This window comes from Thiohalorhabdus sp., from assembly GCF_036628635.1.
GTDB lineage: Bacteria > Pseudomonadota > Gammaproteobacteria > Thiohalorhabdales > Thiohalorhabdaceae > Thiohalorhabdus.
In genome coordinates, this window is the sequence record NZ_JAZKRM010000012.1 from 1 (window position 1) to 24,879 (window position 24,879).

Below are 24,879 nucleotides of genomic sequence, written 5' to 3' on the forward strand. Positions count from 1 at the left end.
GGCGGGCCGTAGGCGCCGGGCGGCGGGCCGTAGCCGCGGTGCGGCGGGCCGTAATAGCCCGGGCCGTAGTAGGGCCGGTCGTAGCCGTGCCCGTAGCCCTCGCCGTAGGCGCCACCGCCCATGCTGAAGTCCATGCCGCCGCGGGCATCGCCATAGGTGTTGCCATAGCCGTCGTAGCCGCCGTCGTCAAAGAAGTCAAAATCCGCCTGGGCGGCGACTGGCAGGGCCAATGCCCCGACCAGAATGGCAGTAAACAGGCTGCGTCGCGTGCTTCTTTGCATAATCCTGCTCCTGTGATGGTTCGGCAGGTTCCTGGATCGCCCTCAGGCTCAACCGGCCTTTCGGGGAACGGACGCCTGCAATGCCACATAAAGGCGGTCAAGGCAGGATTCGATCCCGCCTATCCGCCCGCCCGGGAGCGGTTCCCGGGCGTTACCCGGCGACGGGGTTATTCACCACCCCCGCCGCTGGACTGCTCACCTCCAGACTGCTCGCCTCCCGACTGACCGCCCGACTGACCGCCCGACTGGCCGCCGCCTTGCTGCGGAGCCTGGCGGTAGGGCCTGCGGGCCGGAGGCTGACCACCTTGGGGCTGCCGCGGGGCCTGCTGGTAACCCCCAGGTTGCCGCGGGGCCTGCTGGGCCCCCTGCTGTTGCTGAGGAGCCTGCTGAGCCCCCTGGGGCTGCCGCGGGGCCTGTTGGTAACCGCGCGGTTGCCGCGGAGCCTGCTGGTAGCGCTGCGGCGGTCCATACCCCCGGCGGGGCGGCCCGTACCCCCGGCGAGGCGGGGCGTATCCCCGACGGGGCGGGGCATAGCCCCGGGGGGGGCCGTAGGAGGGCCGGTCGTAGCCGTAGCCCTCGCCGTAGCCCTCGCCGTAGGCGCCACCGCCCATGCTGAAGTCCATGCCGCCGCGGGCATCGCCATAGGTGTTGCCATAGCCGTCGTAGCCGCCGTCGTCAAAGAAGTCAAAATCCGCCTGGGCGGCGACTGGCAGGGCCAATGCCCCGACCAGAATGGCAGTAAACAGGCTGCGTCGCTTGGTGCGTTGCAAAGTAAGCCTCCTTTGGCTTTTTGTGCAGGCTCGTGGCCCCATTCTATCCCAGACCCGTGGGGCTGGCCTGCGGGTACACTATGAAGCGGTTAGGACGGATTTGGAATCCGGCAACCGCTGGCCTGGGAAATCGGTTCCTGGCTCCCGTTCCGACGGGCTCTCATTCGCCGCCGTCTTCGCCGGATTGGCCGCCATTAGGGCTTTCCTCCGAGTTCCCTTGGGACTGGGCCTGACCGGCTTGTGGCGCCTGTTGCCCCTGTGCTTGTGGCGCCTGTGGCCCCTGTGGCGCGCGGCGATAGCGGGGCGCGGGCCGACGCGGGGGCGGGCCGCCCCGGTAGGCCGGTTGTTCGTAGCCTCGGCCGTAACCACTGCCTTCGGCGCCGCCGCCCATGTTGAAGCGCATGCTGCCGCTGCTATCGCCGTAGGCATCACCGCTGCGACGGTGGCCGTAGGCCGGGCCGGGCATACCCTGGCGGGGCCCGTAAGCGCCAGGGGGCGGTCCAGGCGGCCCCTGCCGCTGGGGTGGCCCGTGAGCGCCAGGGGGCGGTCCTTGCCCCTGGCGAGGCCCGTATGCGCCTCGTGGCGGGCCAGGCGGTCCCTGGCGCTGGGGTGGCCCGTAAGCGCCGGGCGGCGGGCCGTAGCCGCGCTGGGGCGGGCCGTAATGGCCGGGACCGTAGCCCCTGTAACCGGGCCGGTCGTAACCGTGCCCGTAGCCCTCGCCGTAACCGCTGCCACTCATGCTGAAGTCCATGTTGCCGCGGGCATCGCCATAGGTGTTGCCATAGCCGTCGTAGCCGCCGTCGTCAAAGAAGTCAAAATCCGCTTGGGCGGTGAAAGGCAGGGCCAAGGCCCCGACCAGAATGGCGGTGAACAGCGTGCGTCGTCCGTTGCTGCGCATGAAGCACTCCTTGTTGCATGGGGTCCGGTCGCTGGGCTTCCGGGCCCGTGATTGCCTGCGTTGCTTACCTCGTGGCCGGGCGGGCTAAACCCGAGACCAACCCGTTTGCGCTCCTTTTTGATAGCGAGCTCGGTGCTCATTTAGGTTTTAGCGGCATGGTCGGCCGCTATTGATCGGAAACCTCGAGATGCTAGGGCCATCCGCCAAGGGCCGGATTTACGCCATAGCCGTCAGGCAGCAGCTCCCCATACCCGGGGCTTGCCCCGGGCCACTCCCGGCCCGTGCGCCGGCTCGGTCCGGGGCCAAACCCCGTTCCCGGTGGGCCCTGCCCGAAGGTGGTCAGGGGCCCCGGGCGCCCGGCTCGGGGAAGCCCTGTAGGGCCCGCTGGCGCTCTCCCGGTTGCCGGTCCGTTCCGACCTGGGCGCCCGCGCCTCCAGCCTTGCTGGGGCGGCGCCTGGTATTCCGGCGGGTTCCAGCGCTGGCCGCGCGGCTCGACGGAGCCTCGACTGGGTGCCCTGTCGCGGTTTTGTCCTCTCGGCCGGCGCTCAGGTGCCGCCCACGGGTTGCCGCTGGCCCTCGGGGATTCCCGTGATTCGGCACCCCGGTCCTGCTGTGGCAGTTTCCAGGGCGATTGGCCGCCGGTCTGAGCCACCGCCGGCTCGCTCAGCAGGGCAAGGCCTGCGGCAAGCAGCCCCCCTAGGCGGAAGGCTCGGCCGGTTAACGTTGCCCCCTGCGCGGCCCCGGGTTTTTTCCGCGGCATTACGGACAAAGCAATCCCCTAGCGCCGTTCGGGCTGCCTATTCGGAGCCGGAGGGCGGTAGGCGGAACCGGAGCCCTGCGTACGGGGTTGGCGCCGGGTGCCACCGGCCCCGGTTTGGGGGCGATTGCCCCGCGACCGGGACCAACCGCTCTGCGGCCGGTCGTCGTATCGTTGGTCCCGGCCCTGCACCGGTCGCCGCTGGGCTGCCGAGTCTCTAGGGGGCCGCTGGTAGTCGCCGGACCGCCGCCAGGGATTGGTCTGTTGAGCCCTTGAACCCGGTGCTGCGCGTCGCTCCGGGGACCCGCTGCGGGAGCCCGAGCCGTACCGGGGGCCGTATCTTCGGGGTCCAGTCTGGGTTCGGTTGGCCGGTTGCCGGGCCCGCTCCCGGGTGGCGGATTGGCCACCGCGCTGGATGCCCTTATCGGAACCTGCTCCCTGGGACTGGCGGGAAGCCCTTTCCTGGTCCTCCTCCGGGGCCCCGGACGGTGGCGGTGGCGGAATGCCCATCCGCCGTCGCTGGAACGACTGGTGGGGGTAATCACCGGTTTCTGAGCCCCAGCCTCCGCTGATCTCCCCGCCCATGCGGGCGCCTCCCCGCGTGCCGAGCTGGCCGGACGCTGCCGGAGGCCGGGCCGGGCGTTCGGCACGCGATTCGGGGGTGATGGCGCGCTGTTCGGCTGGCGCTGACGATCGGTACTGGGCGTTGGCCCCCGGCCAGGCAAGCAGGGTCGCAGCGGCGGCCAGGCAAGGGGCGATGGTCCTTCGGCTGATTCCGTTCATGAATTGACTCCTGCCAGCCCGTCTGGACTGGGATTACTGGTTACTGCCCAAATCGGGATTGGAGCGAATCCCGCGTCGCTTGGAGCGACTTTGCTTGGAACCGGATCCCCCCCCGGATTTTTTCTGTTCCCCCCCTGAACTTTTACCCTCCTCGGCTTGGGAATCGTCGCGGCTGTGACCGGTTTTTTCGGTGGATTCCCGGTCGGCTTGGCTATCCTGGACCGTTTGGGCGGCTTCGCCGTCGGATTCGTACCCCTCTTGCGCTTGGCCTTCAGAACCGGACGTTTCCTGATCAGCCTGCAGGGTCGAATCGGCGCTTGTTCCCCTATCGTACCCCGAATCGCTGGCCTCGTCCCCGGCTTTGGTGTTGTCGCCGCCTTCGTCAGCCGGTTCGGCCTCGTCGGAATCCCCACCAACGGTTGTGTCCGGACCGCCTTGCGGTCCGCTCGTCGGCGCACCCCCGCCGCCCGGGCTGGGCCCGCCAGGGCCACCGCCCGAAGAGCCGAAACGGCTCCGCAGTAGCCAGATGAGCCAGGTGGCGACTTCATAAAGGGCGAAAAACAGGCCGGCGATGATCATGGCGATCCAGGCGAGGACCACCATCAGCCCGTAAGCCGCCGAGCCTATGGCCGAGCGCTGCCCATCCCCTGCCGAGGTGGTCTGGGCCTGCTCGATCTCCGGTTCCACCGGAAGGTCCTCCCGCGGAATACCGCAGGTCTTGCCCAGCGAATCGGCGGCGGTAAGGCAGCCCAGCGGGAGGGCCACCAGGGTCAGGATGGTGGATACCCCGGCTCCGAATAAAAGGCTAATGGCCATCCCCACGAAGATGGGATCGGTCAGCAGAACGGCGGCTCCGGCCATCAGGGTGACGGCGGTAATCAGGATAGGCCGCATGCGGTTCTGCCCGGCGGCAACAACCGCTTCGCCCACGGGCCGGCCCGCCGCCACCTCGTTCTGGGCGAAGGAAACCAGCAGGATGGAGTTGCGCACGATGATCCCGGCCAGGGCAATGAAGCCGATCATGGAGGTGGCGGTGAACTTGGCGCCCAGCATCCAGTGGCCCGGTACCACCCCCAGTAGGGTTAGCGGGATCGGGGACATGACCACCAGGGCCAAGGTGTAATTTTTGAACTGCCAGACGATGAGGCCGTAGATCAGGACAAGGGCTGCCATGAAGGCCATGCCCATGTCCCGGAAGGTTTCATAGGTGACCGTCCAGGCACCGCCCCACTTGATGTCCGGCTGCCGCTGATCCGTGGGTTGTTGGATCAGGCCGCCTGGCATGCCGCTGAACGACGACCCGTCGGGGGCGGTGTAATCGGCGAGGCGTTTTTCCACATCGAGCATGCCATAGAGTGGCGCCCCTAGTTTCCCCTCCATTTCGCCCGTGACGTACTCCACCGGTTGCAGGTCCTTGTGGTGAATGACCGGATCCGCCCACCGGTACCGGAAACGGCCCACCTCGCCCAAAGGCGTGGTCTCGCCGCTTTGGTTGGCAATGGGGACATTGGACAGGTTGCCAAGCCGGGAGCGCCGCGCTAGGGGAACCTCCATATGGATATTGGTCGGTTCCAGGGCAACGCCCCGCTTGACGTCGCCCAGCGACTTGCCGAACAGCAGCTGCATGTTCTTGTTGACGGTCTGCTGGGTGAGGCCGTTGCGCTTGGCCTTTTCCTTGTTCACATCGAATTCCAGCTCCCGGTGCGGAGCCGCCAGGTAGTTATCCACGTCCACAAGGTTGGGCACGTCCTCGAACATGCCCGTCATGTCCCGAGCGACCTGCCGCCTGACACCGGCGTCATTGCCGTAAACCTCGGCCACGACGGTTTGCCGGACGGGCGGGCCGGGGGGCATCTCCACCACCTGGATGGTGGCGCCCAGGCGCTCGGCGATGGGGGTTAGCTTGTCCCGGGTGGCCACCGCGATCTGGTGGCTGTTGCGCTCGCGTTGGTTCTTGTTTAGGAGGTTGATCAGGATGTCGGCCTGCCAGGGCTGCTCCCGGAGGTAGTAATGGCGGACCATGCCGTTGAAGTTGAACGGCGAGGCGGTGCCTACGTAGGTCTGCAAGGCCTGGACCTCCGGCACGGTGCGGACCTCTTCGGCGAGCTGGCGGGTTACGTTGGCCGTCACCGGCAGGGCGGTGCCCTCCGGCATGTTGATCACCACCTGATACTCGGGCTTGTTGCCGTAGGGCAGGACCTTGAACGGCACCGCCTGAAAGTAGAACAACGAGCAGGAGAGGATGGTGCCCACCACCATGATGCTCAGGAACGCCCAGGCCACCGTCCGGCGGGTCATCAGGGGCCAAACGATGGGTCGGTAAAAGCGCGCGATGCGCTCCCGCAGCCGCTTCTCCTTGGCCTCGGCGCGCTCCAGGGTTTTCAGGGTCGGCCGCACCCGCCGGGCCATCCACGGCACGAACATGAAGCCCGCTAGCATGGAGAAGATCGCGGCCACCGAGCCCAGGACGGGGATGGGCGCCATGTAGGGGCCCATGAGCCCGCGCACGAAGCCCATGGGTAAAAGCGCGGCGATGATGGTGAGGTTGGCCAATACCGTGGGATTGCCCACCTCGCGGACGGCATCCACGGCGATGTCGGTGGTGGTTTCCCCACCGGCGCTGAGCCAGCGCCGGAAGATGTTTTCCACGACCACAGTGGCGTCGTCAACCAGGATGCCGATGGAGAACACCAGCGCGAACAGGCTTACCCGGTCGATGGTGAAGTTCAGCACGTAGGCGAAGAAAATCGTCACCAGGATGGTGATGGGGATGACGGTGATAACCACTGACGCCGCCCGCAGGCCCAGCCCGATAAGGCAAAGGAAGGCCACCGCCAGGGAGGCCTGGAACAAGGCCATGAGGAGCTCGTTGACCTTCTGATTGGCCGTCTTGCCGTAGTTGCGGGTGACGTCGACGTTGACGTTATCGGGGATCAGGCTGCCCTTGAGCTGATCCACACGGTTCAGGATGCTCTCGGCCACGGTGACGCCGTTGGCCCCCTCCTTTTTGGCGATGGCCACCGTCACCGCCGAGGCGCCGTCGGCGAGGGGCTTGCCGTCGGCGCGGGCCGGGCCGGAATAGAACTGCACCATCCGCTTGGTTTCCTCGGGCCCTCGGGAAACCTCGGCGACGTCGCGCACGTAGACCGGCCCCCCGCCCCGGGCGTCGATGAGCAGGTTGCCGACGTCCCGGGCTGTGTGCAGGAAGGAGCCGGGATAGACGGTGTAGCTGCGGCCCTGGTTCTCTATGGATCCGGCTTCGGACTTGCTGTTGGCTGTACGGATGGTCTGCGCCACGGCAGCGGGGCTGAGCCCGTAGCTTTTGAGTGCCTCGGGGTTCAGTTGGACCCGGACCTGCTCTTTTTGGCCGCCGGCTACGAAGCCGTCGCCGGTGGTCGGGATCTCGGCCAGGTTCTGCACCACGTTCTGGCCCAGCGAACGCAGGCCCGAATCCCCCACGGATTCGGACCACAGGGTTAGATTGACGATAGGCACGTCGTTGATGCCCACGGGCTTGACCAGGGGCTTGGAGACGCCGGGGGGTATGCGGTCCATGTTGGACTGGAGCTTGTCGTGGACCCGGACGACGGATTCCTCCATCTCCTCGCCGACCTCGAAGCGCACCGTGACCATGCTGCGGCCCTTGGAGGTTCGGGAGTAGACGTGCTTGGTGTTGTTGATCTCGCTCATGATCCGCTCAAGCGGATCGGTTACGAGATTGGCCACCTGCTCCGAGGAAGCGCCGGGGTAGCCCACGAATATATCGATCATGGGCACCGAAATCTGGGGATCTTCCTGGCGGGGCGTGATGAAAAGCCCCAGAAGCCCGATGGCTAGACCTGCGGCCATGAGCAGGACAGTGATGGGCGATTCGATGAATTGCCGGGCAATCCGCCCGGCGATGCCAGGATCGGGGGTGGCGTCAGGACCCCCGCGGGCGCCGTCGGGCGGCGAATCCGGCGAGTCCGCTGACTGGTCCTCGCGCTCGCTCATGCTCCATCGTCCTCTTTATCCCACCAGCAGACGGTTCGCTGATGGTTCCTGGCTGGGGAAAGGCGTCGGCGTGGGCCCGCTAGCCGTTTCCTTGTCCCACTTGGTATCCCGATTTGATGCCCGAAGGCGGATTCACCAGAACCTGCTCGCCTTCCTGAAGGCCGGAAAGAACCGCCACTCGGTCGTTTCCTACCGCCTCCCCGAGGCGGATCATTCTCAGGCTCGCTTTACCGGATTCATCCACCACGAAGACGTTGGGCATGCTGCCCCGCCATACCACCGCGTTGTAAGGCACCACCGTGTTGCGCAGGTTTTGGGCGAGGTCAGCAGGGACGCTGACCTCGCCGTACATGCCGGGCCCTCCCGGGGTGCCCTGGGGCAGATCCAGCTTGACGGTGACGGTGTGCTTGCGCTGATTAGCGACCGGGAATATCTGGGCGACTGTGCCTTGGGTGCGGTGCTCGCCCATGGCCAGGCGAACGGGTAGGGTCTGGTCCTTACGCAGGCTGGAAACCAGACCCACGGGGACACCTACCTCCAGTTGCAGATCGTTGGTGTCGGCGAAATGGAGTAGCGGCACGCCGGGCTGAACGGTGTCGCCCACTTCCACCATCTTGTTGGTAATGATTCCTTCGAACGGCGCGTAGGCACGGGTGTCCCGCAGCTTGGCGTCGATTTCTTCCAGTGACGCCCGGGCCTGCTGCAGCTTGGAGCGGGCCTGGCGGACCTGGGTACCCGACTTAAACAGGTTGGCCCGGCGTTCAACGTCGGGATCCCCGATGCCCAAGGCATCACCGGCTTGCCGGGTAAACATCTGGTCCATAATGCTGGGCATGCCCATGCCCGGCATGCGATTGGGACTCTCGGCGCGCGGGGACCAGACCTCGCGGGAATACTGGACGTTGGCGTTCCGCAGGGCGGTCTGGGCCTGTCGGATTTGCGAAACCACTTGCTTGCGCTTGGCCAGGAGCTGGCTATCGTCCACAGCCGCTAGCACGGTGTCCTGATCGAACTCGTCGCCTTCCTCCCCGGCCAGGTAGACCACTTCGCCCGGGAGCTGGGCTTTGAGCTTGACCTCCTTGCTGGCCTTCACCGTCCCGCCGAGAACGATTTCGCCGCCGCTGCTGGCGGTTCGGACCCGGTATAACCAGGGCCGCGAGGACGGCTGCCCCTGGTCAACGGCTTTGCCCCAGGCTTGAGCTGAAGTGCGGGTACCCGGCCTGGAATTTGCCTGCCTGGCGTCCGAGGGGCCGCCGCGCCTTTGTTGAATTGGCCGGGCTTCGCCGATTCCGTCCTGGCCCCGCAGGGAGGGTTGGGGCTCGACCGAAGCCCCTTGGTTTCCAAACGTTGCCGGCCTGGCCTCCTCCAGAGGCTGAGGCAGGGAGCCCGGGCTGGTTTGGGCCCCAGCCGGGGCTGCCAGGGCGAGCGCAAGCAATGCCCCCAGACCCGCCATTGGGCCCCGCTGCCGCACGGTCCGCCAATAATATCCTCCGGCTATTTGCTCAGCCATCGTCGTACCCCACATGACCCATAACCACGAAGCTTTTAAGGAAAGGTTCGGCCAGTCTAGGGTTTTTGATCATGGTCGGGTAGTCGCCGACCCGGAATTCGAGCTCGTGGTTGCTATAGGCCATGCCCAGATCCATCAGGCCCGGGGGGTTGTCCATCCAAGCCTTCCAGCAATCCGGGGCGGCCCGGAGGTCCCAGTTGAGCGACTCGCCTCCGTAGGCACCGGCGTGAATGGCCTCGCCCTGCTCCACCTGGAGCACGCCGCGAGGGTCCTCCTCGGCGCGAAAGCCGTAGCCAATGTGGGAGCTAAACCCCACAGCGGCAAGGGCCTTATAAAGCTTGACCTCCTGATTCCACAGCTGCTGGAAGCGCTGGAACCACTCTTGGCTGAAAAGCTCCGGCATGGTGCGCCGCCCTCGGGCGAAAAATGATTGACTCCAATCCAAGCAAGTCCTATGCCTATTTATAAGGTACTGTTTTTAAAGAGTAGCTATAAAATAGGCCGAGGAGGCTGCAACAACCCGGTCTTGGGCAGAAGGTGGAAAAACGGGGTGGTGGGGCGATTTCGCTGTTGCAGCCGGCACGGGCGGGTGTGCAACACTAGCGCATTACAAGCTTCCCACGTCCCAAAGCCGGCGGCCTTCCACGCCTGGGCCGGGGCGAGGCAGAGGTGGGATGACGGATCAAGGAGCGAGGTGGGGCAATGGTCAATGCCGGTAAGTCGAACGTCCTATGGCCGCTGCTCGAGGATGTGGTTTCCTACACCGAAGAGGGGGTCATAATCGCCGACGCCGAAGGCGACATCATCTTCCAGAACCCGGCGGCCATTCGTCTTCTGGGCCAGCCCAGCGATGACCCCATTGATCGTCTGTCGGAGATCCAGGGATTCAACTTCCGTTCATCCTACCTGCGGGCCGCTATCGAGATGGGCGAAGTGGATGCCGCCGGCCAGCCTAGCGGGCGTTACGTCTCCTTTGAGGAAACCCTCAACCTCGACGGTTTTCACCGGGTTCTGGAGTTCAACACCGGCATGGTGGAAACCGATCAAGGAGAGGCCCGGCTGGTGCTGATCCGCGACTGTACGGATAAGCGTCGGCTCGAGATGCTCCTGGATCCCGAGAGCAAGGTCCAGGAAACCAACGATCCCCGCATGCGGTCCATCTATGGCCTGATCCAACAGGCCGCTCCCAGCGAGGCGTCAATTCTGTTTCAGGGGGAGTCCGGAACGGGCAAGACGGAGCTGGCCCGGCTCGTTCACCGGCTAAGCGTCCGGGCTTCGGGGCCTTTCGTGGAGGTGAACTGCGCTGCCATTCCCAATTCGCTGCTGGAATCGGAGCTTTTTGGTCACAAGAAGGGTGCATTCACCGGCGCCACCCATGACCGTCCGGGCCGGCTGCAGAGCGCCGATGGTGGCACTTTGTTCCTCGACGAGGTGGGCGAGATCCCCCTCGATCTCCAGCCCAAGCTACTGCGCGCAATCGAGGATCGGGAGTTCGAGATGGTGGGCTCGGACAAGCCGGTTCGGGTGGATGTGCGCATCATCGCCGCCTCCAACCAGACCTTGCGCGACATGGTGGATGAGGCCACCTTCCGCCCCGACCTGTTCTACCGGTTGGCGGTTATCCCGGTGAATGTGCCGCCTCTTCGGGAGCGGCCCGGCGACATCAAGGTCTTAGTCAACCATTTCTGCAAGGAGCTGGGTCGCTACCATGCCAGTGGCGACCAGCAGAGCTGCTCCCTGGCCCAAGAGGCCATGCACCTCATGCTCGATTACCCCTGGCCCGGCAATATCCGGGAGCTACGCAATGCCGTAGAGCACGGCATCATCCTCGCCGGTAACCGACCCATAAGACCCGAGGATCTGCCCCAGGACATCCAGAGCTTTTCCACGCTATCGCCTGAATCCGCTGCCGAGCCGACGGTCACTGCCTTGGGCGAGGAGGACAAGCGCCAGCGCCAGGAACGGGAGATCCACGAGGCCTTGCAGCAGGCCAACGGCAGCCGTTCCCTGGCCGCCCATATCCTCGGAATTGACCGCAGCACTCTCTGGCGGCGTATGCAGCGGTTCGGTATCCACTGAGCCCTTCCCCTTTCGGCTCTTGCTGCATTGCCTTCCCGGTGGGCTTCGGGCCCTTTCGCCTTTCCGAAAGCTTTTTGAGAAAGTTTGCAAGGTCTAAATTAACCAAATAGTTATTTCGAAAGGATTTGACCTTTTTCTTGAAATGGGGTTTGTTTAGGTGAGCTGCGTATTCACCGATCGCCTTGGGCCGTCTCGTCTCGGTCCCCGGTGCCTCACCATGGAGAAATCCCTAATGAGACTTGTTTCCTTGCTCCGGTGGAAATGTGTGTTCGTCCTGGGTGCCGTGGTCGCCGGATTGGCGCTTTACGCCTTCCAGGTCAATTTCGTGTATGTCGCCATATCGGGCCAAATAGCGATCCTGTATGGGGTAGGGGCCCTGATGCTGTTCGCCATCGTTTGCCAAGAGCGCTGTCTCAACGGGAACTGCTCCGAGTCCTCCTCAACCGATTCGGAAAGGGATTCCGGCGACGACAGTTCGCCTCCTTAAGCCTGGGGGCATTTCCGGGGGGTTCGAGCACGGTACTTCGCAACCGCCTGACTGGCCGACGCTTGGGTGAGCTTCCCAGGTTGGGTTTCCGATCGCGGTGGGATTAGGGCTCGGTTCCCGGAGCTTTTGCGCCCAAAAGGCCTGTAACGGAGCCGCGGGCCATATTGGGGGCGGGGACTTAGGGCCTAGAGGTTGCGCCAATTATCTGGCCGATATCGGTTCCGTCTTCCTGACCGCGCCTCGGATCCACCACCCAGCGGGTCTCCGCCCAAGCAAGGCTAGTGGGTCCACTGGATCAGGGTCGGCTTCGAAAGGACGAGCTCAAGGCCCTGGCTATCAGTCGCATCAAGCACTAGCCCGATGGCTTATTCGGGCCCCTGTCCGGCCCCGAGGCCCGTTTCCCCTCCCGCGCCTTGGGGCTCAGCTGCCCCTCCGAGATGGGGCCTGCTGAATCCGCCGCCCGTATCCCCGGGTATGTAGGGCGAAGCGTACCAACCGGGGAAAGGTGAATCATGGGCTTGCGCACTTGGGGCCTAGGGACGGCCCCGGTTGCCATGGTTGCGGTCTGGGGCTGGTCGGCGGCAGTCCCGGACGGCTGGCGGAGCCAATGGCCCGGCACCGGTTTCTCCCGCCACAGCGTGCCTCTGGCCGAGATCGTCTCGGGAGGTCCCGACAAGGACGGCATCCCTCCCATCGATGACCCCCGATTCGTCGCCGTTGGGGAGGCGGAGCTCGAACCCAGTTCGCCTGTCCTGAGTCTCCGTTTGAACAATGACGCCCGGGCCTATTCCCTCCAGGTCCTGGTCTGGCACGAGATCGTCAATGACCAGGTGGGTGGTGTGCCCGTGGCAATCACTTTCTGCCCCCTTTGCAATAGTGGCGTCGCTTTCCGAAGCCGCCTCGGCGACCGCATCCTGGACTTCGGCACTACCCGTTTGCTGAGGCATTCCGACCTGATCATGTACGACGGCCAGACCGAGAGCTGGTGGCAGCAGTACACCGGGGAGGCCATCGTGGGCGAGCTGACCGGCACACAACTGGAGCCGTAAGCGTCGGCCCCAGGGTCGGGTGCTGGTGCCTGGCAATTCGATGGCCCGGGACTACGGAAGCAACCCCCACGCGGAATACGACAGCCGCGACCGGCCAATGCTGTACCAAGGGCCCTTACCCCGCGGTATCCACCCCATGGCGCGATTGGCGGCGGTGGGTGACCGCGCCTGGCCCTTGGAGCGTCTGCGCCGGGCGGGTGAGATCCGGGCCGATGACCTGGTGCTTCGTTGGTCCCCCGGTCAGGCTTCCGCCCTGGACGCCCGCCGGATCGACGAGGGCCGCGATGTTGGCAATGTGATCGTTCAACGGCGTACCGGCAGCGTAACCGAGACCGTGGGCACAAGGTGGTATTCGCCTTTGCCTACCGTGCCTTCCACGCCGACGGCACCATCCATCGCGACGGCCAATAAAACGGCCCGCCTCTCGGCGGGCCGGCTTGCGGGTGTGGTGCCCCGGGGTTAGCCGCTCTGGATATTGTCCAGGTTGTACCACGGGGTGGGGTTGATGGGGCATCGGTAGCGCACCCCCGCCTCGCCGATTCGAACGGTCGCGCTCTTAGTCTCACCCGGGTCCAGGGGGAACTTGGTCAGGGTCTCGTGGCTGGTCATGTGCTGGACCTGGAAGCCCACCACCTTGCCGGCCTTGTTGGTCACCACGAACTTGTACTCACCCGGCTCCAGGCCGCCCAGGGTGTTCTCGGCGGCGAAGTAGCCGTTGTGCTGATCCAGGTGGATGACGGTGGCGCCGTTCTCGGTCGGCAGTTCGCTGGCCGGGGCCGCGGCTGGGGCCAGAAGGCCGGCGAAAAGCAGTCCGAAGAATACGCTGCGCAGGGTCATGATTGCCCCCTTGGTGTTGATTCGGGCCGAGCCCGATGGCTGATGGGAGACAGTTTGGCTCCCCCGTTTTGGACGATCTATGCCCAAACGGGTTGGTTTTATGTCCAATCATCCAAAATCGCTTGCCATCCCCTATGGATCCCCTCAGCGACGTTCTCCGCCACCTGCGGTTGCAGGCCCGGATCTTTTTGCACACCGACTTCTGCGGCCGCTGGGCGGTGGCTACCTCGGGGCAGTATACCGCCACCTTCCACCTGGTTGCCGACGGCCAGGCCTGGCTGCATCGGGCCGGGCAGGAGCCGCTGGCCCTGGGCAGCGGCGAGCTCGTGGTTTTCCCTCACGACGCCAGCCACATCCTCAGTCACTCGCCGGAACCGCCGGATCCTTCCCTGATCAATCGCATCGGTGGTGTGGGCGAGGGCGGGGCGACACGCCTGGTTTGCGGTTACATCGAGTTCGACCGGGCCCTGGGCAACCCCGTCCTTGAGGCATTGCCGGCCATGCTTCATATGGATCCGGGGACCGAGGGGGAAGGAGTGGCCGGCCTCCGCCGGCTGCTGCTAAGCGAGCTGGAGCGGGAATCGCCAGGCGGGGAGGCCGCCGTGGACCGGCTGACTGATCTCTTGTTCATCGAGATCATGCGTTTCTATCTGCAAGCGTGGGGAGATAAGGCGGGGTTCCTGGCGGCGGTCAAAGATCCGCCCCTGCATCGGGCTTTGGCCGCCATCCATCGCGATCCCGGCTATCCCTGGGGTGTGGCCGAGCTGGCCCGGACGGCGGCCTTGAGCCGCTCCGCCTTCGCCGAGCGGTTCCGGCGTATGGTGGGGCATACGCCGGCGCAGTATCTCACCCGTTGGCGCATGCAGCTCGCGGCCGAGCGGCTGCGTCACGGCCTGGAGCCGGTGGCCGTTATCGCGGAAGACTTGGGCTACGCCAGCGAGCCCGCCTTCCGCAAGGCGTTCCGGCGGGTGATGGGCTGCGGGCCCGGGCGAATGCGGCGGGAGGCGGCGGTCTCTGGGGCTGATTGAGTACCGGAAGGGCTAGTCGCTGATCTCGGTGGGCGGCAGGTGGGCGCGGGTGGTGTCGTTGATGGACACCTCATGGACCACCAGAACGGGCTGGCGGGCGTGGCGGATCAGCCACTCCGTGGCCGAGCCGTGGAGCACGTTGGCGATCTGGCTGCGCCCCCGCGTGCCCATGACGATCATATCGGCGTCCCACTCCTCGGCCTGGCGCATGATCTCCTCGGCAGCATTGCCCACGCCAATGGCGTATTCCTCATCGTCCTGGGTCCAGGCCTCCAGGCGCTGGTAGGCCTCTTTCTCCGCGCTTTCGCGCAGCTCCCGGGAGGCCAGCGGCGAGCTCCCGGCATGGACAGCGCCGGCGGCGGTGGAGGCGGCCATGTCCGACGGCCGCATGACGTGGAGCAGGCGCAGTCGGGCCCCGCTGAAGTGCTGGCGGGCCACCGCCAGGGCCTGCGCCGAGGGGGTGGAGAAGTCGATGGCGATGAGGACGCGCTGGAGCATGCGTGATTCCCGTGCTCGGGTGGGGGTGAGAATCCCGGGACGTCCGCCGGCAATCTTAAGCGGATATTAATAAGGTGATACCCTAAAGCCCTCACGGCGTGCGCAGTTTGTACCGACACCTCCCCGGTTGCAAGGGCTGGCCCGGGCCGCCCGCCCTTGCCGCCTGCCGTTCCTTGCTCCCAGGTCGGGGCGCGCCCCACTCCCGCAGCACCAGGAAGCTACATCGTGAAGCAGTCCCTGCAGGCCGCCTGGGAGCGCCAGCGCGGCATTTGGCTCTTTAATGTCCGCGGCGACCTTATCGCCGGGGCGGTGGTGGCCCTGGCCCTGATCCCGGAGGCCATCGCCTTCTCCCTGGTGGCCGGCCTCGATCCGCGGGTGGGTCTGTACGCCTCCTTCACCATGGCTGTTGTCATCGCCTTCGCCGGCGGCCGGCCGGGCATGATCTCCGCCGCCACCGGTGCCATGGCCCTGCTGGTGGTGGACCTGGTGGCCGATCACGGCCTGCAGTACCTGCTGGTGGCCACCATCCTCACCGGGCTCATCCAGATCGGCTTTGCCTGGGCCAAGCTAGCCCGCTACATGATGTTCATCCCGCGCACGGTGCTGGTTGGCTTCGTCAACGCCCTGGCCATCCTGATCTTTCTCTCCCAGGTCCACTACCTCACCGACGGCGGGCCCACCATGTGGATTATGGTGGGGATAGGCCTGGCGCTGCTCTATACCCTGCCGCACCTGCCCGGCTATCCTCGGCTTCTGCCGGCGCCGCTGGTGGTCATCGTGGCGCTTACCGCCGTGGTCTGGTGGCAGGGTATCGGGGCCCTCCAGGTCGGGGACATGGGCGATCTGCCCGACGGCCTGCCGGTTTTCCTGCTGCCCGATGTCCCCTGGACCTTGGAGACGCTGCAGATCGTGGCCCCCACCTCCCTGGCCCTGGCGGTGGTGGGGCTGCTGGAGTCCCTGCTCACCGCCTCCATCGTCGACGACCTCACCGACACCCCGAGCGGCAAGAACGCCGAATCCCAGGGCCAGGGCATCGCCAACATCGTCACCGGCTTCTTCGGCGGCATGGCCAGCTGCGCCATGCTCGGCCAGTCCATGATCAACATCCAGTCCGGGGGGCTGGGCCGGCTGTCCACCCTGGCGGCGGGGATCTACCTGCTGTTCTTCATCCTGGTCCTGGGCGATCTGGTGGCCATGATCCCCATGGCCGCCCTGGTGGCGGTGATGATCATGGTGGCCATCGCCACCTTCGACTGGGGCTCGCTCAAGACCCTGCATCGGCTGCCCCGGACCGACGCCACGGTGCTGGTGGTCACCGTGGCCACAGTGGTCTACACCCACGACCTGTCCATGGGCGTCCTGGCCGGGGTCATCCTGAGCGCGGTGTTCTTTGCCCGCAAGATGGCCAAGGCCATCCAGATCACCAGCGAGCTCTCCGCCGACGGCGCCAAGCGCATCTACCACGTCTCCGGGCAGCTGTTCTTCGTGGCGGTGGACAAGTTCATCGACAGCTTCGATTACCGCGAGCCCATCCACCATGTGGTCATCGATCTGCGCGATGTCTCCCTGTGGGACAGCTCCGCCGTGGACGCCATCGATAAGGTGGTGGGCAATTTCCGGCGCCGCGGCATGGAGGTGGAGGTGCTCAGGCCCGCCGGCACCAGCGGCGAGCTCCATGATCGGCTGGCGTTGCACGACAAGGAAGGGATGGCGCTGGGCGGCGGCCATTGAGGCCACTGCCCAAAACGCGAAAAGGCCCGCCATTCGGCGGGCCTTGTTGCGGTGAAGATTGCCGGAGAGCCGGAGGGGATCAGGCATCGGCCGGCAGCCCGAGCTGCTCGGCCAGCGCCTCGAGATGGGGCTCGCGTACCCCGATGGCAAGCAGCCCTTCCCGGGTCCGGGCCACGTATTCGGTGTTGGGTCCGGACGGGCCCGTGGCTCGTTGGATGATGGCGGCCGCCTCCCGGACGGAGAAATCCAGCCGGCACCTCGGGTGCTCCGGATTGGCCACGTAGGTCAGGGCCGTCTCCTCCCGGCCGCCCACCTCGACCGGCAGCCAGGCCCGTTCGTACACCGAATCCCCCAGCTCCCGCCGGTCCAGATAGGCCTGGGCCTCCGCCTCGCGCCCGGGTGCGACCCGGAATCCCATGCCCCGGCACACCTCGCCCCCGGCCGGGACGAGCCCCAGAACCAGCCCCGGGCATTGCCAGGTGCCGCGGTGGTCGTGGGTGTGGACGCAGAAGCGGCGGGCGTACCCTGCCAGCGTAGCCACCCGGGCCTCTGCGTAGGGGAAGCCCGGGTTCCACACCAGACTGCCGAATCCGAAGACCCACATGGGTTGGTGCCTCGTTGGTGCCTTGCCCCCAGTCTAGCCTGGCGGGTGCAGCCGGTCAGGACCCATTACCGGTGGCTCTGGGCTACCACTGGAAGGGTATCCGCCGCCCCGGCTGCGCTGTCATCGCGAGCGAAGCGACGCGATCTCCAGAAAGGGGCCACGGTCGGCAGATTGCCGCGAGCGCTCGCGGGCTCTCGCAATGACGGTCCCTCCTTGAGAGCCGATCCGGGACAGCGGCCCCGCCGCCCCTACTGCTGGTGGTACAGCTTGCCCCCCGACTCCCGGAACTCCTCGGCCTTCTCCTGCAGGCCCTCCTCCAGGGCCGTCTCGGGGTCGTCCAGGCCGCGCTCGCGGGCGTACTCGCGCACCTCCTGGGTGATCTTCATGGAGCAGAAGTGGGGGCCGCACATGGAGCAGAAATGGGCCACCTTGGCCGAGTCCTGGGGCAGGGTCTGGTCGTGGTACTCCTTGGCCTTGTCCGGGTCCAGGCCCAGATTGAATTGGTCGGCCCAGCGGAACTCGAAGCGCGCCTTGGACAGGGCGTTGTCGCGCACCTGGGCGCCGGGGAAGCCCTTGGCCAGGTCGGCGGCGTGGGCGGCGATCTTGTAGGTCACCATGCCCTCGCGCACGTCGTGCTTGTCCGGCAGGCCCAAATGCTCCTTGGGCGTGACGTAGCACAGCATGGCGGTGCCGTACCAGCCGATGTTGGCGGCGCCGATGCCGGAGGTGATGTGGTCGTAGCCGGGGGCGATGTCGGTGGTGAGCGGCCCCAGGGTGTAGAAGGGCGCCTCGCTGCAGTCCGCCAGCTCGGCGTCCATGTTCTCCTTGATGCGCTGCATGGGCACGTGGCCCGGACCCTCGATCATGACCTGGCAGTCTCGGGCCCAGGCGCGCTCGGTGAGCTCGCCCAGGGTGCGCAGCTCGGCCATCTGCGCCTCGTCGTTGGCGTCGAACACCGAGCCCGGGCGCAGGCCGTCGCCCAGGGAGAAGGCCACATCGTAGGCCTTCATGATCTCGCAGATGTCGTCGAAGCGCTCGTACAGGAACGATTCGGTGTGGTGGGCCAGGCACCACTTGGCCATGATCGACCCGCCCCGGGAGACGATGCCGGTCTTGCGCTTCGCGGTCATGGGCACGTAAGGCAGGCGCACGCCGGCGTGGATGGTGAAGTAGTCCACGCCCTGCTCGGCTTGCTCGATGAGGGTGTCGCGGAACAGCTCCCAGGTGAGGTCCTCGGCCTTGCCGTCCACCTTCTCCAGGGCCTGGTACATGGGCACCGTGCCGATGGGCACGGGGCTGTTGCGCAGGATCCACTCGCGGGTCTCGTGGATGTGCTTGCCGGTGGACAGGTCCATGACCGTGTCCGCGCCCCAGCGGGTTGCCCAGATGGTCTTCTCCACCTCCTCCTCGATGGAGGAGGTCACCGCCGAGTTGCCCAGGTTGGCGTTGACCTTGACCCGGAAGTTGCGGCCGATGGCCATGGGCTCGGCCTCGGGATGGTTGATGTTGGCCGGGATAATGGCGCGGCCCGCGGCCACCTCCTGACGCACGAATTCGGGGGTAAACTCGGCCGGGATCTCGGCGCCGAAAGGCTCGCCTGCATGCTGGTCCAGGAGGCCGGCGGCCTCGTAGGCCGCCCGCATCTCCTGGAGGCGGTTGTTCTCCCGGATGGCCACGAACTCCATCTCGGGGGTGACGATGCCCTGGCGGGCGTAGTGCATCTGGGTGACGTTGGCGCCGCTCGCGGCCCGTCGCGGAGTGCGCATGTGCTCGAAGCGCAGATGGACCGTCTCGGGATCGTTGCGGCGCTCGCTGCCGAAGGCCGAGGTGGGGGCATCCAGTTCCTCGGTGTCACCGCGCTCGGCGATCCAGCCGGCGCGCACGTCGGGCAGGCCCCGGCGCAGGTCGATGTCCGCGTCCGGGTCGGTGTAGGGCCCGGAGGTGTCGTAGACCGTGATCGGCGGGTTGTCTTCCTCGCCGAACTGCGCCGAGGTCGGGGACTGCGCGATCTCGCGCATGGGCACGTTGAGGTCCGGCCGGCTGCCGGTTATATGGATCTTGCGGCTGCCGGGAAAGGGCTTGCGCACCTCCTCCTTGAGCCGGGCGGCGTTTTCCAGGACGGTTTCGGTATGGGCGCTCATGGCCTGGCTCCTCCCCGGTGCGGGCACCGGTGGCTCGGTTGCAATCGTCGGTTGGAGGGGCCGAGGGGGCGGGACGATAGGGACGAGAAACGTGGTGGCAGGCTGGCACCCGCCCCGAAAGGCGGCCGCGCCCGTTGCCTCACTCCACTTTTCCCTGCGCCGGTATTATCCGGTTCAGGTTCGAGGGGTCGTCCCGCCCATGGGACCTCTCAGCCGGTTCACCCGGCTCCCCCAAGTGAGTCATTCGGCCATTCTATCAGGCGAGGGCGCCTTGCCCAGGGGGTTAGCCCTGCGCGGCCCAATGGCGCAGCAGGGGGCCGTCGGCGCCGAGCACCGGGTCGGCGTCCGGTAGGGGCACGGCGGCGATGTGGTGGTCCGCTGCAGGACGCTCGCCGGGCTCGCCCCGGTTCATGTCGAAGTCCTGGCCCCGAGGGTACGCACCAACGACGCGGAATCCTTGGGCGCTCAGGCACTTGTGGGCCACGCCGGCGGGGATGACGATGGCATCGCCGGCCTCGGCAGCCACTTCCACCCCCGCGGGGCCGCCGAACTGGAGGCGGGCCGAGCCAGAGAAAGCGCCCAGCACCTCGTGGGCGGTGCTGTGGTAATGGTGGAAATCGAACACCCCGAAGCGCCAGGCGGGGGGCCAGCCCTTGGCCTCAAATAAACGCTCGATGGCCCCGGCGGGATCGCTTTCCGGAAGCCGGAAGGCGCCGGCGTAGACCAGCAGGGCCAGCGCGGGGTTGTTGGGAAAGGGGCCGTCCGCCTCCAGGGGGTAGGCGGTCACCCGGGGCGAGGCCACGATGTCGGTTTCGGCGCCAGTCATGGCGCCCGATGCCCCGGGGTCTTGGCGGCGGTGGCGGTTCCCAGCACGCGGTAGCGGAATTCGGTGGCCACGCCGGAATAGCGGGCTTCCCCCACCTCCACCAGCGGGTAGACGAAGTAGTTCAGGGGCCCGGTGCTCTGCGCGGGGGACAGGGTCAGGTCGCGCCCGGTGGTGAAGTGGATGCGGTTGGCCGGATGCGGGCCGAAATAGGTCTCGCGCATGGCCGGGTGCTTGTCGGCCTCGGAGGCGTCGATGGGGGTCCAGCCCACCTCGGGCAGGTAGAGCTCCAGCCAGCAGTGGTAGCCACTGATCCTGCCGGCTTTCTGATCCAAGGGCACCGGAAAGCCGATCTCGAAGCGGGCGGGGATATCCCGGGCCCGGGCCAGCGAGGTGAACAGGGCATGGTAGTCGGTGCAGTTGCCGTATTCCTTGCTGCACGCCCAGTAGGTGTCGCCGTTGCCCCAGCCCGAGCCCACCTTCTTATATTCCATGGTGTCGATGACGTAGTCGTAGATCTTGCGGGCCTCGGCTACCGGGGTATCGGAGGGCGCCAGGGGAATGTCGGCGAGGACGTCGCGGATGAGCTCGCCCTCCACTGGCACTCGCTGGTTGGCCTGGAGGAAGCGGGCGTAGTCCCGTTGCACATCCGGGCCGTAATCGGCCGAGGCCTGCTGCAGATCGTCGCGCCCGAAGCGATAGCGGCGGACCCGGTAATCCACCTGGATGGTCAGGGGGGTATCCGGCGGCTCCGCCAGTCGCGCGTGCCAGAAACGGTTGCCGTAGATCTCCTCGTTGCCGAAGTCTCCGGCCACCGGTGCCTCCACCCGCACCTGCAAAACCTGCTGCTGGGGGGTGTCCCTGGCGATGGGCAGGAAGATGTCCATCGGCCCCGCGGCGGTGTCGTCGGGCTGGACCGTAACCCGGTAGGTGAAGGCGATGGTCCGAGCTTGGGGCTCAGCGGCGAAGCCGGGAGGCGGGAGGAGGAAGAGGGTGGCAAGAACGGAAAGGAGTCGGCCGCAGCGGGACATTGGCAATCCCCCTTTTATGCATCACGCGGTTACCTGCCCGAGGGGCGGTCCCGGAACGGTTTCCCAAAAGCTCTTCCCCCACCATTGCCGAGGACAGCGCAGGAGGCAACCGATGCAAGCGGGCCCGGCACCATATGGCCAATCGCGGCGGCGGCCAACCTCACCTTGGGGGCGGCGGCCGGAGGAAATTTTTTTTCCGCGGCGACGCCCGCTTTCTTAACAGCCACTGTGGAAAACGTTGTGGAAAAGCCCTTGGCAGGGGTGCTGAGCCCTTGTGCCGTGGGGCTCGGGGCGGTGGTGGTTAGTGCCTGGGCAATCCTGAAAAGTAACGCAAAACCAATAATTTGTACGTAAGTGTCCGGGCTGTATTGGGTTTCGCCCCCGAACGCCTCCGCAAGTCCGGGTGCCCTCCACGGCTTGTGGGGAATTGTCAACATTGACAGCCTCGCCGGACCGGCACAGTCCCTGGGGAGGCGCTTCATCTCGCTGGTCAGCTCGTTGGCCATCTGGTCCAGCCGGGAGGCGGCCTGTCGGATCTCCCCGGTGGTACTGGTGGCTTCGCCACCGAGTCCGGGACCTGACCCAGCGCTGTCGGTTTTCTCGCCCTCGCCGGTGGCGATGTCATGGAGGCTGCTGGCCATGGCGTTCAGGGGCCGGGTGAACAGGCGCCCGGCGGCCTCGAATATCGACTGCTTGATGGCCACCGCGAAGGCCACCCCGGCCTGGTCGGCGCCGGGGTCCGCCCTATAGAACGGCGATGCCGGCGGTCTCGAGCAGTTGGCTGGTGGCGATCAGGGGCAGGCCCCTGAGGGCGGAGGGGTCATTGCTCTCGGTGGCGGCCATCAAGGCCAGGGCGCGGCTCTCGGAGCGGATGCTTCCGGCGCAATCATAGGGCCGATCGTGGGCCAGGTAGCGCTCGATCTGGGGGTCGCTGAGGTCGCGGAAAGTCACCGCGAAGGGCACCTCCTTGCAGCCCACCTCGCTGCCACCGGGTGCGAGCACGCACACCGTTGTGCGGAACACGGCCGTGCGCCCGGCGGCGGCGCGCAGCTGGGCGAATGCGGTGTCGAAGTCACCCGGTTTGCCCAGGACCCGGCCCGCCAGGTCCAGACACTGATCGCTGCCGAGAACCACCGCCTGAGGATGGGCGGCGGCCCCCGCGGCCGCCTTGGCCCGGGCTAGGCGGCTTACCATGGCCGAGGGGTCCTCTCCGGCCAGACGGGTTTCGTCCACTCCCGGTGGGGCCGTGTCGAAGGTAAGGCCCAGCTGGCCCAGCAGCTGGGCCCGGTAGGGAGAGGTGGAGGCCAAAATCAAGGCCGGCTCGGTCACTGCTTGCCTCCCTCGGCGGTGTCGGTGGTCTCCGCCAGGGCCTCGGCCATCAATGTCTTGTAGTGGCTATAGATGGCCTGGCCCGGCTTGCCGTCCGGGTGGCGGCGCACGTATTTGACCTGGGTCCAGTCCACTTCCGCCTTGCGGTCGGCCTTGGGGCTGTGGGTTACCGCCAGCCGGGCCGCGTAGGCCAGTACCTCCTCCGGGGGTAGGGGGTCCTTGCGGTCGAGGGGGATAAGCACATGCGCTCCGGGCAGCCCCTGCAGGTGCAGCCAGACGTCCCAGGGCCGCGCCCGGCGGAAGGTGAGCCAGTCGTTGCTGGCCCGATTGGTCCCCACCAGGCTGGTATAGCCCCGGTAGGTGTATTCCCGGGGCGCCCCGGGCCCCTCGGGGGTGCGTTTGCGGGTGGCGTGGCGCTCCTCGGCGGGCACGGCCTCCAGCCGGTCCAGGCGGTCGGCGATGGCGTCCAGGGTGTCGGCGTCGGCCTCGGCCAGATCCGCCTCCAGTCGGGCCAGCTCGGCCAGGTCGGCCTCGGTCTCGTAGCGCCGGCGGGCGGCCATCTCCTGCCCGCGCTCTGCCTTGCGCGCCTTGTGGAAATAGCGCTCGGCTTCCTCCTGATAGGAGCGGCCGGGCTGGACCGGGACGTGGATGGTCTGCGGCGGATCGGCCAGATAGTCGGTGGCCGTCACCTCCTGGTCCCGGGCGACACCGCCGCCCAGGGTGGTCAGGGCCTGCCCCAGGCGGCGGTATTCCTCGGGCTGGGCATGGCGCTCCTCGTCGGCGGCTACTTTGGCCCGCCGGTCCTCAAGGCGCTTGCGCAGGCTGCGCAGCCGCGAGGTCAAACGCTGCCGACGGCGCTCCTCGTAGGCCTGGTGGATGACCGACTCCAGATAGGCGGGCCACGCCTCCTCCAGGGTGCCCGCCGGGGTGACGCCTTCCCAGTCCGGCAGGACGAAGGGGTAGAGGAAGCGCTTATCGCCGGCCTCGTGCAGGTACCACTGCGGGCTGGGGGCATTGAGCGCCGCCGCGGCGTTGGCGAGCAGCTGCCGGCGGCCCGCCGGATATAGGCCCTCCAGGGAGGTGGCCAATCTCGGCGGGACTGGCCGTATGCGACCGGCCACCTCCCTGCCCGTCCCGCCCAGGTCCAGGTCGGGGGGCGGAGGACCGTCCAGAAGGTTCCAGGCCGTTTCCGTCTCGCCGGGAGGGACCGCCGGTGGCTGGTAGATCATGCCGGGCAGAAAGCGGGCGTCGGGATCGGTCAGGTCCGGGCGGTACAGTGGACGGTCGATGCGGCCATCAGAGGTGAGCAGGGCGGCATTGCAGCGCTTGCCCAGGAACTCGGCCACCACCGTGCGGCGGTCGTATTTGCCGGTCAGGCGCTTGCGGGCGAACACCAGGCGCAGGATCCGATCCGGCCAGGGATGCTCGATGGCCTCCAGGGCGAGGCCCGCGAGTCGCTGGTGCAGGTAGGCCGGGAAGGCGCCGTCGGCCTCGCCGGGGCTCTCCCGCATGGGGAACAGACCGCGGAACTGGCCGGTCATAGACAGACGGAGGAAGGGGGGTGGCCCGAAGCGCAGCTCGGGGGCCGCGTCCGGACCGGCTACCCCCTGCAGGCGCTGGTCCCGAAAGCGCGGCTGCAGGCTTTCCGCGGCGGCATGTAGCTGGATGACGTCCATGGGCGCGCTTGAATTCCGGGGGCATTTTTCGTAACTTGGTTAGTTTACCAGTTGCTTACCCAGGCGCCGAGGGCGGCCTAGTTTTGAGGTTTAGAATCTTTGGAGGCGGGCATGCGAATCGTAATGGCATCCGATCACGGGGCGACCGACCTGCGCCGCGAGGTGCTCGAGCACATCCGCGAGCAGGGCTTTGAAGTGACCGACCTCGGCACCCATGAGGACGCCAGCGTCGACTACCCCGATTACGCCACCCTGGCGGTGGAGAAGATGCGCGCCGGCGAGGCCGACCGGGCCGTTCTCATGTGCGGCACCGGCCTGGGCATCAGCATGTCCGCCAACCGCTACAAGGGCATCCGTGCGGCACTGTGCCAAAACGAGTTCGAGGCCCGCATGTCGCGCCAGCACAACGACGCCAACGTGCTGGTCATGGGCGGCCGGGTGGTGGGCCCCGGCCTGGCCAAGAGCCTGTTCGACGCCTGGATGAGCGCCGAATTCGAAGGCGGCCGCCACCAGCAGCGGGTCGACAAGATCGAGGCCATCGAAGGCTAGCGGGCCGCCCCGGCGCCCCCGCACC

21 protein-coding genes and 1 riboswitch are annotated in these 24,879 nt (G+C 66.7%); of the genes, 6 read left to right on the forward strand and 15 right to left on the reverse strand.

Annotation, left to right across the window (positions count from 1 at the left end; genetic code table 11):
- The 6 genes from V5A19_RS05660 to V5A19_RS05685 all read right to left on the reverse strand — a co-directional run.
- A partial coding sequence (locus tag V5A19_RS05660; RefSeq protein ID WP_332327729.1) for a hypothetical protein occupies positions 1–281 on the reverse strand: 281 nt, incomplete at its 3' end.
- A 167-nt stretch (positions 282–448) separates the two neighbouring features.
- Positions 449–1,051, reverse strand: a complete 603-nt coding sequence (locus tag V5A19_RS05665; RefSeq protein ID WP_332327730.1) for a hypothetical protein — start codon at positions 1,049–1,051, stop codon at positions 449–451.
- A gap of 160 nt (positions 1,052–1,211) precedes the next feature.
- Positions 1,212–1,949 carry a hypothetical protein gene (locus V5A19_RS05670; RefSeq protein WP_332319023.1) on the reverse strand — a complete coding sequence of 246 codons (738 nt, stop codon included), beginning with the start codon at positions 1,947–1,949 and terminating at the stop codon, positions 1,212–1,214.
- A gap of 1,573 nt (positions 1,950–3,522) precedes the next feature.
- Positions 3,523–7,482 (reverse strand): efflux RND transporter permease subunit, encoded by a 3,960-nt coding sequence (locus V5A19_RS05675; RefSeq protein ID WP_332319024.1) that lies wholly within the window; start codon positions 7,480–7,482, stop codon positions 3,523–3,525.
- A gap of 79 nt (positions 7,483–7,561) precedes the next feature.
- Positions 7,562–8,575 (reverse strand): efflux RND transporter periplasmic adaptor subunit, encoded by a 1,014-nt coding sequence (locus V5A19_RS05680; RefSeq protein ID WP_332327731.1) that lies wholly within the window; start codon positions 8,573–8,575, stop codon positions 7,562–7,564.
- A 409-nt stretch (positions 8,576–8,984) separates the two neighbouring features.
- Positions 8,985–9,395 carry a hypothetical protein gene (locus tag V5A19_RS05685; RefSeq protein ID WP_332319026.1) on the reverse strand — a complete coding sequence of 137 codons (411 nt, stop codon included), beginning with the start codon at positions 9,393–9,395 and terminating at the stop codon, positions 8,985–8,987.
- A gap of 299 nt (positions 9,396–9,694) precedes the next feature.
- On the opposite strand from V5A19_RS05685, the gene V5A19_RS05690 reads away from it, so the two are divergent.
- From V5A19_RS05690 to V5A19_RS05700, 3 genes are all read left to right on the forward strand, one after another.
- Positions 9,695–11,071, forward strand: coding sequence for a sigma-54 interaction domain-containing protein (locus V5A19_RS05690; protein ID WP_332319027.1), 1,377 nt, complete (start codon positions 9,695–9,697; stop codon positions 11,069–11,071).
- A 999-nt stretch (positions 11,072–12,070) separates the two neighbouring features.
- A complete protein-coding gene (locus V5A19_RS05695) occupies positions 12,071–12,607 on the forward strand; it encodes a DUF3179 domain-containing (seleno)protein (protein ID WP_332319028.1) in 537 nt (178 codons plus the stop codon).
- 25 nt (positions 12,608–12,632) lie between these two features.
- Entirely contained in the window at positions 12,633–13,070 is a 438-nt protein-coding gene (locus V5A19_RS05700) for a DUF3179 domain-containing (seleno)protein (RefSeq protein ID WP_332319029.1), read from the forward strand.
- On the opposite strand, the gene V5A19_RS05705 is transcribed toward V5A19_RS05700, so the two are convergent.
- Positions 13,067–13,444, reverse strand: a complete 378-nt coding sequence (locus V5A19_RS05705; RefSeq protein WP_332319030.1) for a hypothetical protein — start codon at positions 13,442–13,444, stop codon at positions 13,067–13,069. The two genes, V5A19_RS05700 and V5A19_RS05705, sit on opposite strands and share 4 nt — an antisense overlap.
- Before the next feature lie 134 nt (positions 13,445–13,578).
- Here V5A19_RS05705 and V5A19_RS05710 point away from each other — a divergent pair, with 134 nt between their 5' ends.
- Complete coding sequence (locus V5A19_RS05710) at positions 13,579–14,472, forward strand: AraC family transcriptional regulator (protein WP_332319031.1); 894 nt, start codon at positions 13,579–13,581, stop codon at positions 14,470–14,472.
- Positions 14,473–14,484: 12 nt separating this feature from the next.
- On the opposite strand, the gene V5A19_RS05715 is transcribed toward V5A19_RS05710, so the two are convergent.
- Complete coding sequence (locus V5A19_RS05715; protein ID WP_332319032.1) at positions 14,485–14,970, reverse strand: universal stress protein; 486 nt, start codon at positions 14,968–14,970, stop codon at positions 14,485–14,487.
- 225 nt (positions 14,971–15,195) lie between these two features.
- Between V5A19_RS05715 and V5A19_RS05720 the strand changes: the two genes are divergently transcribed.
- On the forward strand, positions 15,196–16,701 hold the full coding sequence (locus V5A19_RS05720; protein WP_443081443.1) for a SulP family inorganic anion transporter: 1,506 nt from the start codon (positions 15,196–15,198) through the stop codon (positions 16,699–16,701).
- A gap of 79 nt (positions 16,702–16,780) precedes the next feature.
- On the opposite strand, the gene V5A19_RS05725 is transcribed toward V5A19_RS05720, so the two are convergent.
- From V5A19_RS05725 to V5A19_RS05755, 7 genes are all read right to left on the reverse strand, one after another.
- On the reverse strand, positions 16,781–17,305 hold the full coding sequence (locus V5A19_RS05725; RefSeq protein WP_332319033.1) for a gamma-glutamylcyclotransferase: 525 nt from the start codon (positions 17,303–17,305) through the stop codon (positions 16,781–16,783).
- Between the two features lie 248 nt (positions 17,306–17,553).
- On the reverse strand, positions 17,554–19,446 hold the full coding sequence (gene thiC / locus V5A19_RS05730) for a phosphomethylpyrimidine synthase ThiC (protein ID WP_332319034.1): 1,893 nt from the start codon (positions 19,444–19,446) through the stop codon (positions 17,554–17,556).
- A 133-nt stretch (positions 19,447–19,579) separates the two neighbouring features.
- Positions 19,580–19,689: riboswitch (TPP riboswitch) on the reverse strand.
- 40 nt (positions 19,690–19,729) lie between these two features.
- Positions 19,730–20,272, reverse strand: a complete 543-nt coding sequence (locus V5A19_RS05735; protein WP_332319035.1) for a hypothetical protein — start codon at positions 20,270–20,272, stop codon at positions 19,730–19,732.
- Positions 20,269–21,300 (reverse strand): transglutaminase-like domain-containing protein, encoded by a 1,032-nt coding sequence (locus V5A19_RS05740; RefSeq protein WP_332319036.1) that lies wholly within the window; start codon positions 21,298–21,300, stop codon positions 20,269–20,271. Before V5A19_RS05740 ends, V5A19_RS05735 begins: the two co-directional genes overlap by 4 nt.
- 29 nt (positions 21,301–21,329) lie before the next feature.
- Positions 21,330–22,016: a hypothetical protein gene (locus tag V5A19_RS05745; protein ID WP_332327732.1), complete on the reverse strand. Its 687-nt coding sequence runs from the start codon at positions 22,014–22,016 to the stop codon at positions 21,330–21,332.
- A 28-nt stretch (positions 22,017–22,044) separates the two neighbouring features.
- The gene (locus tag V5A19_RS05750; protein WP_332319038.1) at positions 22,045–22,629 is read right to left on the reverse strand and encodes a Maf family protein; all 585 of its coding nucleotides are present in this window, start codon (positions 22,627–22,629) and stop codon (positions 22,045–22,047) included.
- Positions 22,626–24,305: an NFACT family protein gene (locus V5A19_RS05755; RefSeq protein WP_332319039.1), complete on the reverse strand. Its 1,680-nt coding sequence runs from the start codon at positions 24,303–24,305 to the stop codon at positions 22,626–22,628. The genes V5A19_RS05750 and V5A19_RS05755 overlap by 4 nt, the downstream gene beginning before the upstream one ends.
- A 111-nt stretch (positions 24,306–24,416) precedes the next feature.
- Here V5A19_RS05755 and rpiB point away from each other — a divergent pair, with 111 nt between their 5' ends.
- A complete protein-coding gene (gene rpiB, locus V5A19_RS05760) occupies positions 24,417–24,854 on the forward strand; it encodes a ribose 5-phosphate isomerase B (RefSeq protein ID WP_332319040.1) in 438 nt (145 codons plus the stop codon).
- The last annotated feature ends 25 nt before the right edge of the window (positions 24,855–24,879 follow it).